Genomic DNA, 13,518 nt, shown 5'->3' on the forward strand with positions numbered 1-13,518 from the left:
CACCACGGCTCAGCGCCGGTCGGGAATCACCGCCGACACCCGGAACCCACCGGCATCCGTCGGCCCGGACACAAACACACCACCCAGCGCACCCACCCGCTCACGCATGCCGACCAGGCCGTTGCCACCGCTCGGCAGCCCCGGACCCGCGTCCGCACCCCCGTCCGAAGGCCCGTTCTCCACCTGCAACGCCACCTCCGCCTCCCGGTGCGCCAGCCGTACCAGCGCCTTCGCACCCGGAGCGTGCTTGTGGACGTTCGTCAGCGCCTCCTGCACCACCCGGTACGCGGTCTGCTCCACCTCCGGGGCGTAACCACGCTCCTCCCCCATCACCGACAGCTCCACGGCCATCCCGGCCTCCCGCGACTGACCGACCAGATCCCCCAGCCCGTCCAGACACGGCCCGCCGTCCCCCGCCGCCCCGGCCGCGGCACCGCCCGCCGAGACCCGCACCCGCGCCGAAGCCGCCGCGGCCACCGCCGCCAGCCGCTCGGACTGCGCCGCCGAGGACGCCGGCTCACCCGGCCCCCGCCCCGACCCGTCCGCGGACGTCCGCAGCACCCCCAGCATCTCCCGCAGCTCCGTCAGCGCCTGCCGGCCCATGTCACCGACCAGCCCCGCGTTCCTCGACGCCTTCTCCGGATCCTTCAGCGCCACCGCCTGCAACGCCGCCGCGTGCACCACCATCAACGACACCCGGTGCGCCACCACGTCGTGCATCTCCCGCGCGATCCGGGTCCGCTCCTCGTTACGGGCCCACACGGCCCGCTCCTCGGCCCGGTCCGCCAGCAGCGACAGCTCCCGCTCCAGCCCGTCCGCCCGCTCCCGCAGGCTCTCCACCAGCCGACGTCTCGCCCCCACGTACAGGCCCGTCAGCACCGGCGGAGCCGTCAGCCCCAGGGCCATCACCACCGAGAACGCGATCATCGGCCACAGCCCCGGCCGGTAGCCGTCCTCCGCCATGTCCCGGTGGAACCGCGCGATCGCCACCACCAGCGTGCCCGCCAGCGACGCCCCCGACAGCACCACGATGATCCGGCGCGGCACCTCCGAGGCCGCCAGCGTGTACAGCCCCACGATGCCGAGCAGGAAACCCATCTCCGCCGGCGTGGTCGCGATCGACACCAGCACCACCGCGACCGGCCACCGCCGCCGCAGCACCAGCGAGGCACCCGCCGGCACCCCTATCAGCCCACCGAGCAGCGCCGGAATCCCCACGTCGTGCGCGAAGGCGATCCCCTCCAGCACACACTCGAAAGCCGACGCCAGAGCCAGCACCACATCCAGCACCATGCTCCGCCGCCGCGCCCACCACCACGGCCCCACCGGCGCGCCCCGCGCGCCCTCCTCCGCGATTGCCCCCGTTGTGCTCATACCACCCAGACTACGGGCGGGTGCCACCGCATTTCCTGCCCGCACGACAGCAGGCGAGCAATCCGAACGAAGGCGAAAGTGGCGCTTTTCGCTCGAACTGGTGAATCGATCGCGGATTCGAAGCGTCCGCCCTTGGCTCCGCCGGAAGCTGCCGTCATGGTCCAGGCGAAGACAGACATGCAGGCCCGCGCCCGCGAGCTGAGGCGGGCGGGGAGGACGTACGACGAGATCGTCGCCGAGCTGGGGGTGGCGAAGAGCTCGGTGTCGCTGTGGGTGCGGGATCTGCCCAAACCCGAGCGGAAGGTGAGGGAGCACTGCCGCGCAATGGCCGAGGCTCGCTGGGAGCCGATCCGGCAGGCGCGCGACCTCGAACGCAGGCAAGCGAAAACCGTCGCGGCACAGCAGGTCGGCACGCTGTCCGACCGCGACCTGTTCATCGCAGGCGTCGCCCTGTACTGGTCCGAGGGCACGAAGAGCAAGTCGCACCGGCCGAGCGAGCGCGTCATCTTCGTGAACAGCGACCCCGACATGATCAGCCTCTACCTGGCCTGGCTGCGCCTACTCGGCGTCGACCAGAGCCGCCTCAGATTCCATCTCATGATCCATGAGTCGGCCGATGTCGCCAGCGCGGAGCGCTTCTGGACAGAACACGTCGGCCCCGGCATCGGCACCTTTTGCAAGACGACCCTCAAGAAACACAACCCGAAGACCGTCCGTAAGAACGTGGGCGAGGACTATCGAGGATGCCTCGCCGTCCGCGTTTTGGCCGGAGCCGACCTGTACCGTCGCATCGAAGGCTGGTGGTGCGGCATAGTGTCCTCTGTGCGTCCAGTCGATCAATGAAATCGGACATGACGCACAATCCATCCCCTGTGGTGTAATTGGCAACACAACGGACTTTGGATCCGTTATTCCAGGTTCGAGCCCTGGCAGGGGAGCTCAAAGTTCGAATCCGAGGGTCCTGACCTCCCAGGTCAGGACCCTTGCGCGTTTCCCCCCGCTTACGCCCCGGTATCCTGCGGGTGTCCACCCCCTCGAAGCCGAAGGGCACACCCGTGAGCGCCAACCGCCCGGCAGCCGTCGTCGTCCTCGCAGCGGGTGAGGGCACCCGCATGAAGTCGGCTACCCCCAAGGTCCTGCACGCGATCTGCGGCCGTTCCCTCGTCGGGCATGTCGTCGCCGCCGCCCGCGAGCTCGACCCCGAGAACCTCGTCGTCATCGTCGGGCACGCCCGCGAGCAGGTCTCCGCACACCTGGCCGAGATCGACCCCGGCGTCCGTACCGCCGTCCAGTACGAGCAGAACGGCACCGGCCACGCCGTGCGCATGGGCCTGGAGGAGCTGTCGAACAACGGCGTCGTCCTCGACGGCACCGTGGTCGTCGTCTGCGGCGACACCCCGCTACTCACCGGCGAGACGCTGCAGCGCCTGTCGAGCACCCACGCCGCCGACGGCAACGCCGTGACCGTGCTCACCGCCGAGGTGCCCGACTCCACCGGCTACGGCCGCATCGTGCGCGACGAGGCGACCGGCGCCGTGACCGAGATCGTCGAGCACAAGGACGCCACCGACGCGCAGCGCGCCATCCGGGAGATCAACTCCGGGGTGTTCGCGTTCGACGCGCAGCTGCTGGCGGACGCGCTCGGCAAGGTCCGTACCGACAACAGCCAGGGTGAGGAGTACCTCACCGACGTGCTGGGCATCCTGCGCGAGGCCGGTCACCGGGTGGGCGCCGCCGTGGCGGGCGACCACCGCGAGATCCTAGGCATCAACAACCGCGTCCAGCTCGCCGAGGCGCGCAAGCTGCTCAACGAGCGGCTGCTGCACACGGCGATGATGAGCGGTGTGACCGTCGTCGACCCGGCGACCACCTGGGTCGACGTGACCGTGACCTTCGAGGCCGACGCGCTCGTCCAGCCGGGCACGCAGCTGCTGGGCGCCACCCACCTGGCCACCGGCGCCGAGGTCGGCCCGAACACCCGTCTGACCGACACCACGGTCGCCGCGGGCGCTCGGGTGGACAACACCGTCGCGGACTCCGCCGTGATCGGCGAGGGCGCCACCGTCGGCCCCTACGCCTATCTGCGGCCCGGCACCCGGCTCGGCGCGAAGTCCAAGGCGGGCGCGTACGTCGAGATGAAGAACGCCGAGGTCGGCGAGGGCACGAAGGTGCCGCATCTGTCGTACGTGGGCGACGCCACGATCGGGGAGTACACGAACATCGGCGCCGCGAGCGTCTTCGTGAACTACGACGGTGTGAACAAGCACCACACGACGATCGGCTCCCACTGCCGCACCGGATCGGACAACATGTTTGTGGCTCCGGTCACGATCGGGGACGGCGCGTACACCGCCGCCGGCTCGGTCATCACCAAGGATGTGCCCCCGGGTTCGCTCGCTGTCGCCCGTGGCCAGCAGCGGAATATCGAGGGTTGGGTGGCTCGTAAGCGCCCGGGAAGCGCTGCCGCTCAGGCCGCTTCCGCAGCTCGTCGGGAAGGCGACGACGAGCAGTGACCGTGACACGGGACGCCGTCTGGGGCGTACCGTGATAAGCGCACCCAAAGCGACATCCAAGGAGACTGTGCTGTGACCGGGTTCAAGACGACCGGCGAGAAGAAGCTGATGCTCTTTTCCGGCCGCGCCCACCCCGAGCTTGCCGAGGAGGTCGCGCACCAGCTGGGCGTCGGCCTGGTCCCGACCAAGGCCTTCGACTTCGCCAACGGCGAGATCTACGTCCGCTTCCAGGAGTCGGCGCGCGGCGCCGACTGCTTCCTGATGCAGAGCCACACGGCTCCCATCAACAAGTGGGTCATGGAACAGCTGATCATGATCGATGCTCTGAAGCGGGCCTCGGCCCGGAGCATCACCGTGATCCTGCCGTTCTACGGCTACGCCCGTCAGGACAAGAAGCACCGTGGCCGTGAGCCCATCTCGGCCCGTCTGATCGCGGACCTGATGAAGACCGCGGGTGCCGACCGCATCCTGACGGTCGACCTGCACACGGACCAGATCCAGGGCTTCTTCGACGGCCCCGTCGACCACCTGTTCGCGCTGCCGATCCTGGCGGACTACGTGGGCGCCAAGGTCGACCGCAACAAGCTGACCGTCGTCTCCCCGGACGCCGGCCGCGTGCGTGTCGCCGACCGCTGGTGCGACCGTCTGGGCGCGCCGCTGGCGATCGTGCACAAGCGGCGTGACAAGGACGTGGCGAACCAGGTCACGGTCCACGAGGTCGTGGGTGACGTCAAGGGCCGCGTCTGTGTGCTCGTCGACGACATGATCGACACCGGTGGCACGATCTGCGCCGCCGCCGACGCGCTGTTCGCGCACGGTGCGGCCGATGTGATCGTGACGGCGACGCACGGCGTGCTGTCGGGTCCGGCGGCGGACCGTCTGAAGAACTCGAAGGTGAGCGAGTTCGTCTTCACGAACACCCTGCCCACCCCGAACGAGCTGGAGCTCGACAAGATCACGGTGCTGTCCATCGCGCCGACGATCGCCCGCGCGGTGCGTGAGGTGTTCGAGGACGGTTCGGTCACGAGCCTCTTCGACGAGCTGGGCTGAGTGCCGTAACGATCATGCAGTCGCACTGATGCGCTGATCGATTTCTGGGCGGCCTCCCCGCCGGGTAGACTCATCGAGTTGCTCGGCGAGGGAGGCCGCACCGCGTTTACGACGCAGTGTGCGGCGGTCCGTTATCGACGCGCTCTTCGTAGCAGGCCTGTCGTGGGCCGGGTAACCGTCCACCACATCTGTTTACGAGGAGTGCACCATGGCTGAGGTCAAGCTCACCGCTGCCGTCCGTACCGACTTCGGTAAGGGCGCCGCCCGCCGCATCCGCCGCGAGGCCCAGGTTCCGGCCGTTGTCTACGGTCACGGCGGCGAGCCGGTCCACGTGTCCCTGCCGGGCCACGACCTGATGATGGCGCTGAAGACCCCGAACGTCCTGCTCTCCCTGGACATCGAGGGCCGCAACGAGCTGGTCATCCCCAAGCAGGTCCAGCGTGACCCGCTGAAGGGCTTCCTGGAGCACGTCGACCTGCTGGTCGTCAAGCGCGGCGAGACCGTCACCGTCGAGGTCCCGGTCCACACCGAGGGCGACCTGGCCGCCGGTGGCAACCTGCTCGAGCACACCCTGACCGCCCTGCCGGTCGAGGCCGAGGCCACCCACATCCCCGAGGCCGTCACCGTCTCCATCGCGGGCCTCGAGGCCGGTGCCTCCGTCCTGGCCAAGGACGTCGTCCTGCCGGCCGGTGTCGCGCTGGCCGTCGACGCCGACACCGTCGTGCTGCACGTCGTCGCCGGTTCGGTCGAGGCCCCCGCGGCCGAGGGTGCCGAGGCCTGATCCTCGCCCTTCCGGGTTTTTCTTTGCGACCGCCGTCCTGCTCCACCGGAGCGGGGCGGCGGTTGGCTATGAAGGAGACATGCAGATGACGGACGACTCGACTCCCTGGCTGATCGTGGGCCTGGGCAACCCCGGCGGCGAGTACGCGGGCAACCGGCACAACGTGGGCTTCATGGTCGCGGACCTGCTGGCCGAGCGGATGCGTGCGAAGTTCAAGGCGCACAAGGCGCGGGCGCAGGTGGTGGAGGGCCGGCTGGGCGCTCCGGGTCCGACCAGTCGCCGGGTGGTCGTGGCGAAGCCGATGTCGTTCATGAATCTGTCGGGTGGGCCGACGGCGGCGCTGCGGGACTTCTACAAGGTGCCGGTGGAGCGGATCGTCGCGGTCCATGACGAGCTGGACATCGACTTCGGGCAGCTGCGGCTGAAGCTGGGTGGTGGCGACAACGGCCACAACGGTCTGAAGTCCATCACCAAGGCGCTGGGCCCGGACTACTGCCGGGTGCGTTTCGGGATCGGCCGGCCGCCGGGGCGGATGCAGGTGGCGGACTTCGTGCTGAAGGACTTCTCGTCCACCGAGCGCAAGGAGCTGGACTTCGAGGTGGACCGGGCCGCGGATGCGGTGGAGACGCTGATCGTGGACGGCCTGGAGCGCGCCCAGGGTACGTACAACGCGTAGAACGCGTAGCGGGATGCCGGAGGGCGCCCCTTCCGCTCGGCGGAGGGGGCGCCCTCTCGTTGTGTCAGCCGGTGTTGCGCAGGCCGGCGGCGACGCCGTTGACGGTCAGGAGCAGGGCCCTGGCCAGGAGCGGGTCGGCGCTCTCGCCGCGTGCGGCGGCTTCGCGCTGCCGGTGCAGGAGGGTGACCTGCAGGTAGGAGATGGGGTCGAGGTAGGCGTCGCGGATGTGGAAGGTCTGGCGCAGGACGGGGTTGGAGTCCAGGAGCTGGCTCTCGCCGGTGATGCGCAGGACTTCCTGGACGGTGAGCTCGTGTTCGGCCTTGATGGCGTCGAAGACGTGCCGGAGCTCGTCGGGTACGAGTGTGTCGACGTAGTGCTGGGCGATGCGCAGGTCGGTCTTGGCGAGGGTCATCTCGACGTTGGACAGGAAGTTCTGGAAGAAGTGCCAGTGGGTGTGCATTTCGTCCAGGACGGTGTCCAGGCCGGCCTCGCGGGCGGCCTTGAGGCCGGAGCCGACGCCGAACCAGCCGGGGACGATCTGGCGGGACTGGGTCCAGCCGAAGACCCAGGGGATGGCGCGCAGGCCGTCGAGGCCGGCGCCGGAGTCGGGGCGGCGGGAGGGCCGGGAGCCGAGGTGGAGTTCGGCGAGCTGGTCGACGGGGGTGGAGGCGAAGAAGTAGGCGGGGAGATCCGGGTCCTCGACCAGGCGCCGGTAGGCGCTGTGGGCGGCGTCGGAGACGGTGTCCATGGCCGCGTCCCAGCGGGCGAGGGCCTCGTCGGACTGGCGCGGTGCGGTGTGCAGGGCGGAGGCCTGCAGGGTGGCGGCGACGGTCAGCTCGAGGTTCTCGCGGGCGAGGGCGGGGATGAGGTACTTGTCGGAGATGACCTCGCCCTGTTCGGTGACCTTGATCTCGCCTTCGAGGGTGCCCCAGGGCTGGGCGAGGATCGCGTCGTGGGTGGGGCCGCCGCCGCGGCCGACGGTGCCGCCGCGGCCGTGGAAGAGGCGCAGTCGTACGCCGTAGCGGTGGGCGACGTCGCGCAGGCGGCGCTGGGCGCGGTGGATCTCCCACTGGGAGGTGGTGATGCCGCCGAACTTGGAGGAGTCGGAGTAGCCGAGCATGACCTCCTGGACGTCGCCGCGCAGGGCGACGAGGCGTCGGTAGGAGGGGTCGGCGAGCATCTCGTCGAGGATGCGGTCGGCTTCCTTGAGCTCGTCGGTGGTTTCGAGGAGCGGGACGATGCCGATCTTGGCCCAGCCGGCGTGGAGGTCGACGAGGCCGGCTTCGCGGGCGAGGACGGCGGCGGCGAAGACGTCGTCGGCGCCCTGGCACATGGAGATGATGTAGGACTCGACGACCTCGGGTCCGAAGCGTTCGAGGGCTTCGCGGATGGTGTGGAAGACGCCGAGGGTCTTGGCGCCGGCGGCGTCGAGGGGGGCGGGGCTGGGGGCGAGGGGGCGGCGTGAGCGCAGTTCCTTGGCCAGCAGCTTGCGCCGGTAGTCGCGGGGCATGTCGGCGTAGCGCCAGGATTCCTCGCCGAGGCGGTCGAAGAGCTGGCCGAGGGCGTTGTGGTGGGCGTCGGCGTGTTCGCGGACGTCCATGGTGGCCAGGTGGAGGCCGAAGGCGGCGAGGGTGCGCAGGACGCGGTCGAGGCGGCCGTCGGCGATGAGGCGGCCGCGGTGGGCGCGCAGGGAGTCCTGGATGAGCTGGAGGTCGGCGAGGAGCTCGCCGGTGCCGAGGTAGTCGCGGCCTTCCTGGTGGGTGGTGCCGGCCGCGAGGCGTTCGCGGGTGTTGACGAGCTTCTGGCGGATGCAGGTGGCCTTGAGCCGGTAGGGCTCCTCGGCGTTGAGCCGCTTGTAGCGGGGGCTGATCTCGGGCAGGAGTTCGAGGTCCCGCTGGAGGGAGGTGAGGAGCTCTTCGGTGGCTCCGCTGTTGCGGATGGAGTTGGACAGGGCGCCGCGCAGGACGTCGACGAGTTCGAGGGCGTCGGTGATGCCGTGTTCGTGCTGCAGTATCAGCACGTCCCAGGTGACCTGGGGGGTGACGTTGGGGTTACCGTCGCGGTCGCCGCCGATCCAGGTGCCGAAGGTCAGGGGGCGGGTGGTGGCGGGGAGGGGGACGCCGACGCGTTCGAGTTCGGCGGAGAGGTCCTCGAGGACGTCGCCGAGGGCGCCCACGTGGAGCTCGTCGAGGTAGTAGATGGCGTTGCGGGCCTCGTCGGTGGGCTCGGGGCGGGCCACGCGCAGCTCGTCGGTCTGCCAGAGCAGGTCGATGTTCTCGGCGAGGCGCAGGTCGGTGCGGCGCTTGTCGCCGGTGCCCACGACCGTGGTGTCGAGGAGCTCGGCGATGCGGCGGAGCTTGTTGAGGACGCTGCGGCGGGCGGCTTCGGTGGGGTGCGCGGTGAAGACGGGGCGTACGCCGAGGTGCTCGACGGTCTGCCGCAGGTGCTCGGGGTCGGCTTCCTTCAGCTGGTCGGCGGTGCGGGCGAGGATGGAGCCCTCGGCGTCGCGCTTGGCGCGCAGCTCGCGGCCGCGGTGGACCTGCTCGGTGACGTTGGCCAGGTGGAAGTAGGTGGAGAAGGCGCGCACGAGCTTGGCGGCGGTCTGCGGGTCGGTGGTGCCGAGCAGCTCGGCGGCGGCTTCGCCGTCCGTCCGGGTCAGGGCGCGGACGCGCTCGACGAGGTCGAGGAGCTCGTCGCCCTCCTGGCGGACGAGGGTTTCGCCCAGGAGGTCACCAAGACGGCGGATGTCGGCGCGCAGGGCGGCGTTGGTGTTGTCGGCACTGCTCACAGGTGCGGCTCCTTGCGGTGTTTCCGAGCACGTCTGGAGGGGTTGCGGACCGCGCTGTCCGACGTCCCCAGCATAGGTCTCCGCACGACGCGCGGTTGTCCACAGCCCTCTTGCCCACCCTCTTCGCCCTGCCATACTTACGAAGCCGTAGGTTACGGAACCGTAGCCATGCTCCGAGCCCCATGAGGGAACCCATGACTGCAAGCCCCGACGTGATCGAAGACGCGCCGAAGGCCCACCAGGAGGCCCAGCTGCCCGCCGGCACGCTGGGCAGCGACAGCAAGCGTTCGATCGAGCAGATCACGCTGCTGCTCTTCATCACCGTTCCGTTCATCGCGTTGCTCGCGGCGGTCCCGCTGGCCTGGGGCTGGGGCGTGAGCTGGCTGGATCTCGGCTTGATGGTGGCGATGTACTACATCGGCTGCCATGGCATCACGATCGGCTTCCACCGGTATTTCACGCACGGTTCGTTCAAGGCCAAGCGGCCGTTGCGGATCGCGCTGGCCATCATGGGGTCGCTGGCGGTGGAGGGGCCGCTGGTGCGCTGGGTGGCGGATCACCGCAAGCACCACAAGTTCTCCGATGCCGAGGGGGACCCGCATTCGCCGTGGCGGTACGGCGAGAGCGTGCCGGCGCTGATGAAGGGCCTGTGGTGGGCCCATGTGGGGTGGATGTTCGACGAGGAGCAGACGCCGCAGCAGAAGTACGCGCCGGATCTGATCAAGGACCCGGCGATCCGGGCGGTCTCCCGGCAGTTCGTGCTGTGGACGACGGTCTCGTTGCTGCTGCCGCCGCTGGTGGGCGGGCTGGTGACGTGGTCGTGGCAGGGCGCGGTGACGGCGTTCTTCTGGGGTTCGCTGGTTCGGGTGGCGCTGTTGCACCATGTGACGTGGTCGATCAATTCGATCTGTCACGCCGTGGGGAAGCGTCCGTTCAAGTCGCGGGACCGGTCGGGCAACGTCTGGTGGCTGGCGGTGCTCTCGTGCGGTGAGTCGTGGCACAACCTCCACCACGCCGACCCGACGTCCGCGCGGCACGGTGTGCTCAGGGGGCAGCTGGATTCCAGTGCCCGGATCATCCGCTGGTTTGAGAAGGCGGGCTGGGCGTACGACGTGCGCTGGCCGAATGCGGACCGGATCGCGTCCCGTCGGCAGTCCCAGGAGAAAGGATAAGGACGGTGCCGCCCGGGGGTGCCCCCGGCGGTAGCTGGGGGAGGCATGATTGACAGCGTGGCGATCGACAGCAATACCACCGGTGACAAGGACCTGCCCCCTACGTCGGGGGGCAGGCGGGCGCGGCCGCGCCGGGTGCGGATGACCGGCGCGGAGCGTCGTGAGCAGCTGCTGGACATCGGTCGCACGCTCTTCGCCGAGCGGGGGTTCGAGGGCACGTCGGTGGAGGAGATCGCGGCGAAGGCCGGGGTGTCCAAGCCGGTGGTCTACGAGCACTTCGGCGGCAAGGAGGGGCTGTACGCGGTGGTCGTGGACCGCGAGATGCGGCAGCTGCTGGACATGGTGACGGGTGCCCTGACGGCGGGGCATCCGCGGGAGCTGCTGGAGCAGGCGGCGTTCGCCCTGCTGGACTACATCGAGAAGTCCACGGACGGTTTCCGCATCCTGGTGCGGGATTCGCCGGTGGCCCAGTCGACGGGCACCTTCGCCTCCCTGATCAGCGATATCGCGACGCAGGTGGAGGACATCCTGGGCCTGGAGTTCAAGGCCCGGGGCTTCGATCCGAAGCTGGCCCCGCTCTACGCCCAGGCGCTGGTAGGCATGGTGGCGCTGACGGGTCAGTGGTGGCTGGACGTGCGCAAGCCGAAGAAGGCCGAGGTGGCGGCGCATCTGGTGAACCTGGCCTGGCACGGCCTGGACGGTCTGGAGCCCCACCCGCGCCTGGTGGGTCACCGCAAGAACTGAGGTCCCGGCCGTGGGCCGCTCAGCCGTCCTTCCGGGCGACCACGAAGACCCTGCGGAAAGGGAAGAGCGTGCCGTGCGGACCGGGCGGGTAGGCGGCCCGCAGCAGCGCCGCGTACGCGCCGAGGAACTCCTCGGTGGCCGCCGGATCGCCGGCGAGTGCGGTCAGGACGGGCCGTAGCCCCGTTCCCTTGATCCAGTCGAGGACGGGGTCCTCGCCCTGCAGGACATGGGTGTAGGTGGTCTCCCAGGCGTCGACCTCGCAGCCGAGGCCGGCGAGGTGGAGCAGGTATTCGCCCGGTGGGAGGACGTCGAGGGTGCGGCGGCCGGCCGGTCCGAGGCGGTCCCGCCAGTGGGGTGAGGCGCACAGTTCGCGGAGCAGGGCGTGGCTGGGGGCGTCGGAGTTGCCGGGGACCTGGAAGGCGAGGGTGCCGCCGGGGGTGAGGGCGCGTGTCCAGGCGGGGAAGGACCGGGTGTGGCCGGGGACCCACTGGAGTGCGGCGTTGGAGACGATCAGGTCGTAGGGCTCGTCGGGGACCCAGTCGGTGAGGTCGGCGTGGACGAAGTCGGTGTGCCGGCCGGCGGGCAGGGTGGCCAGGTGTTCCCGGGCGGTGTGCAGCATGGCGTCGGAGTTGTCGATGCCGGTGATGCGGGCGTGGGGCCAGCGCTCGGCGAGGAGCGCGGTGATGTTGCCGGCGCCGCAGCCGAGGTCGGCGATGCGGGTGGTGCCCCGGTGGGCGGGCGGCTCGGGGATGCGGGCGAGCAGGTCGTGGAAGGGGCGGGTGCGGTGACCGGAGTGGCGGAGGTACTGCCGCGGGTCCCAGGTGGGTGTGGGGGTGGGTGCGCCGTGCATGGTGGGGCCTCCCTGCAGGTCCTGCGGATGTCGCGTTCCCAGGATCTCCACAGAATTATCTTGACGTCAAGAGACTTCATGTCGACACACCCTCTACACTGATCGTCATGGAGGACGAGGTCGATCGGCTGGTCGCAGCATGGCGCCGGGAGCGCCCTGACCTCGACGTGGAGCCACTCGAGGTGCTCAGTCGGGTCAGCAGGCTGGCCCGCCACCTCGACCGCGCCCGGCGGATCGCGTTCGCGGAGCACGAGCTCGAGCCCTGGGAATTCGACGTCCTGACCGCCCTGCGCCGCGCCGGGGCGCCCTACCAGCTCTCGCCGGGGCAGCTGCTGACCCAGACCCTGGTCACCTCGGGCACCATGACCAACCGCATCGACCGGCTCGCCAAGAAGGGCCTGGTCGAGCGCGAGCCCGACCCGACCGACCGGCGCGGTGTGCTCGTCCGGCTCACCGCCGAGGGGCAGGACCGCGCCGACCAGGCACTCGCCGGACTGCTGGCGCAGGAGCGCGCCATCCTCGCCGAGCTGTCCTCCGCCCAGCGCAGCGATCTGGCCGCTCTGCTACGCCAGTTGACCGCCCCGTTCGACAACGTCCCCGGCTAGGTCCACCGGGCCGACCCCGGCCCGCCGGGCCAGCGCGACGGCGGCCAGCGTGGAGTGCACCCCCAGCTTGCCCAGGACGTTCTGCATATGGGTGCGGACCGTGTGCGGGGAGAGGAAGAGGCGCTCGGCGACGGCCTTGCGGCCCAGGCCGGCCACCATGCAGCGCAGCACCTCGCGTTCGCGCGGGGTGAGCGACTCCACCAGGCGCTCGCTCTCCGTGCGGTGCTTGCGCGCGGCCGTCAGCTCCCGCAGCACGCCCGTCAGCAGGGCGGGCGGCAGATGCGTCTCGTCCCGCAGCACACCGCGTATGACCGACAGCAGGCGCGAGAGGGAGCAGTCCTTGGCGACCCAGCCGCCCGCGCCCGCCTGCAGCGCGGCCGCGGCCCGGCGCGGGTCGTCGCGCTCGGCCAGCACCACCGTCCGTACCCCCGGATGACCCGAGCGCACCCTCGCCACCAGCGAGATCCCGTCGACCGTGCCCTCGCCGGACGACTGACCGCCGTCCTGGCCCCGGAGCTGGCCCGGGACCTGTGCGACGTCCGAACCGACCGTGCCGAGGTCGGCGTCGATCAGCAGGACGTCGAACCGCCGCCCTTCACCCGCCGCGCGCTCCAGTGCGCGCAGCGCCGCCGGCCCGCTGCCGGCCGCCGAGACGTCCACGTCCTGCTCGGCCGCGAGGGCGGCGGCGAGCGACTCGGCGAAGATGCGGTGGTCGTCGACCACCAATACCCGAATACGTGCCACAACCACCCCCATATCCCGGTAGGCAAGGGCAGTGCGGGTACGGCGCCCGAACCTGGGGCCGCCACATGCGCACGGCCGCCGCCGTGCCCTGACAACTACCCCACCCCGGGCGTCGTACCTGCCTGTCTCGCCCCCTGATCAGCGCCGGCCCCCACCGGCACTGTGCATCAGCGTACGGGCGGGGTCCGACAACGGAAGCCGATTGGCAAAACTGCTTGACC

The 13,518-nt window shown here is 70.3% G+C and carries 12 protein-coding genes and 1 tRNA gene; 9 read left to right on the plus strand and 4 right to left on the minus strand.

The genetic code is table 11. From position 1 onward, the window contains the following. Positions 1 to 9: 9 nt before the first annotated feature. The gene (locus tag AB0G59_RS07035) at positions 10 to 1,374 is read right to left on the minus strand and encodes a histidine kinase (RefSeq protein ID WP_360908870.1); all 1,365 of its coding nucleotides are present in this window, start codon (positions 1,372 to 1,374) and stop codon (positions 10 to 12) included. 156 nt (positions 1,375 to 1,530) lie between these two features. On the opposite strand from AB0G59_RS07035, the gene AB0G59_RS07040 reads away from it, so the two are divergent. From AB0G59_RS07040 to pth, 6 genes are all read left to right on the plus strand, one after another. After that, the gene (locus tag AB0G59_RS07040; protein WP_360908872.1) at positions 1,531 to 2,217 is read left to right on the plus strand and encodes a hypothetical protein; all 687 of its coding nucleotides are present in this window, start codon (positions 1,531 to 1,533) and stop codon (positions 2,215 to 2,217) included. Between the two features lie 23 nt (positions 2,218 to 2,240). Beyond that, a tRNA-Gln gene (locus AB0G59_RS07045) sits at positions 2,241 to 2,312 on the plus strand. A gap of 117 nt (positions 2,313 to 2,429) precedes the next feature. Further along, the gene (gene glmU, locus AB0G59_RS07050) at positions 2,430 to 3,887 is read left to right on the plus strand and encodes a bifunctional UDP-N-acetylglucosamine diphosphorylase/glucosamine-1-phosphate N-acetyltransferase GlmU (protein ID WP_071964929.1); all 1,458 of its coding nucleotides are present in this window, start codon (positions 2,430 to 2,432) and stop codon (positions 3,885 to 3,887) included. A 72-nt stretch (positions 3,888 to 3,959) separates the two neighbouring features. Continuing rightward, positions 3,960 to 4,937: a ribose-phosphate diphosphokinase gene (locus AB0G59_RS07055; RefSeq protein ID WP_360908875.1), complete on the plus strand. Its 978-nt coding sequence runs from the start codon at positions 3,960 to 3,962 to the stop codon at positions 4,935 to 4,937. A 208-nt stretch (positions 4,938 to 5,145) separates the two neighbouring features. Beyond that, entirely contained in the window at positions 5,146 to 5,718 is a 573-nt protein-coding gene (locus AB0G59_RS07060; RefSeq protein ID WP_360908877.1) for a 50S ribosomal protein L25/general stress protein Ctc, read from the plus strand. 85 nt (positions 5,719 to 5,803) lie between these two features. Continuing rightward, entirely contained in the window at positions 5,804 to 6,394 is a 591-nt protein-coding gene (pth, locus tag AB0G59_RS07065; RefSeq protein WP_360908879.1) for an aminoacyl-tRNA hydrolase, read from the plus strand. A 64-nt stretch (positions 6,395 to 6,458) separates the two neighbouring features. Here pth and ppc read toward each other — a convergent pair whose 3' ends face one another. Beyond that, positions 6,459 to 9,182, minus strand: a complete 2,724-nt coding sequence (gene ppc, locus AB0G59_RS07070; RefSeq protein ID WP_360908881.1) for a phosphoenolpyruvate carboxylase — start codon at positions 9,180 to 9,182, stop codon at positions 6,459 to 6,461. A gap of 194 nt (positions 9,183 to 9,376) precedes the next feature. Here ppc and AB0G59_RS07075 point away from each other — a divergent pair, with 194 nt between their 5' ends. After that, positions 9,377 to 10,354: an acyl-CoA desaturase gene (locus tag AB0G59_RS07075; protein WP_360908883.1), complete on the plus strand. Its 978-nt coding sequence runs from the start codon at positions 9,377 to 9,379 to the stop codon at positions 10,352 to 10,354. A 45-nt stretch (positions 10,355 to 10,399) separates the two neighbouring features. Beyond that, positions 10,400 to 11,098 carry a TetR/AcrR family transcriptional regulator gene (locus AB0G59_RS07080; RefSeq protein ID WP_360908885.1) on the plus strand — a complete coding sequence of 233 codons (699 nt, stop codon included), beginning with the start codon at positions 10,400 to 10,402 and terminating at the stop codon, positions 11,096 to 11,098. 19 nt (positions 11,099 to 11,117) lie between these two features. On the opposite strand, the gene AB0G59_RS07085 is transcribed toward AB0G59_RS07080, so the two are convergent. Continuing rightward, entirely contained in the window at positions 11,118 to 11,948 is an 831-nt protein-coding gene (locus AB0G59_RS07085; protein ID WP_360908887.1) for a trans-aconitate 2-methyltransferase, read from the minus strand. Between the two features lie 107 nt (positions 11,949 to 12,055). Between AB0G59_RS07085 and AB0G59_RS07090 the strand changes: the two genes are divergently transcribed. Next, positions 12,056 to 12,553: a MarR family transcriptional regulator gene (locus AB0G59_RS07090; protein ID WP_071963251.1), complete on the plus strand. Its 498-nt coding sequence runs from the start codon at positions 12,056 to 12,058 to the stop codon at positions 12,551 to 12,553. Here the strand turns inward: AB0G59_RS07090 and AB0G59_RS07095 are convergent. Further along, positions 12,512 to 13,297 carry a response regulator transcription factor gene (locus AB0G59_RS07095; protein WP_071963252.1) on the minus strand — a complete coding sequence of 262 codons (786 nt, stop codon included), beginning with the start codon at positions 13,295 to 13,297 and terminating at the stop codon, positions 12,512 to 12,514. The genes AB0G59_RS07090 and AB0G59_RS07095 overlap by 42 nt on opposite strands. Positions 13,298 to 13,518 lie beyond the last annotated feature (221 nt).

The sequence above is a fragment of the Streptomyces sp. NPDC021096 genome (assembly GCF_040641275.1).
Taxonomy (GTDB): domain Bacteria; phylum Actinomycetota; class Actinomycetes; order Streptomycetales; family Streptomycetaceae; genus Streptomyces.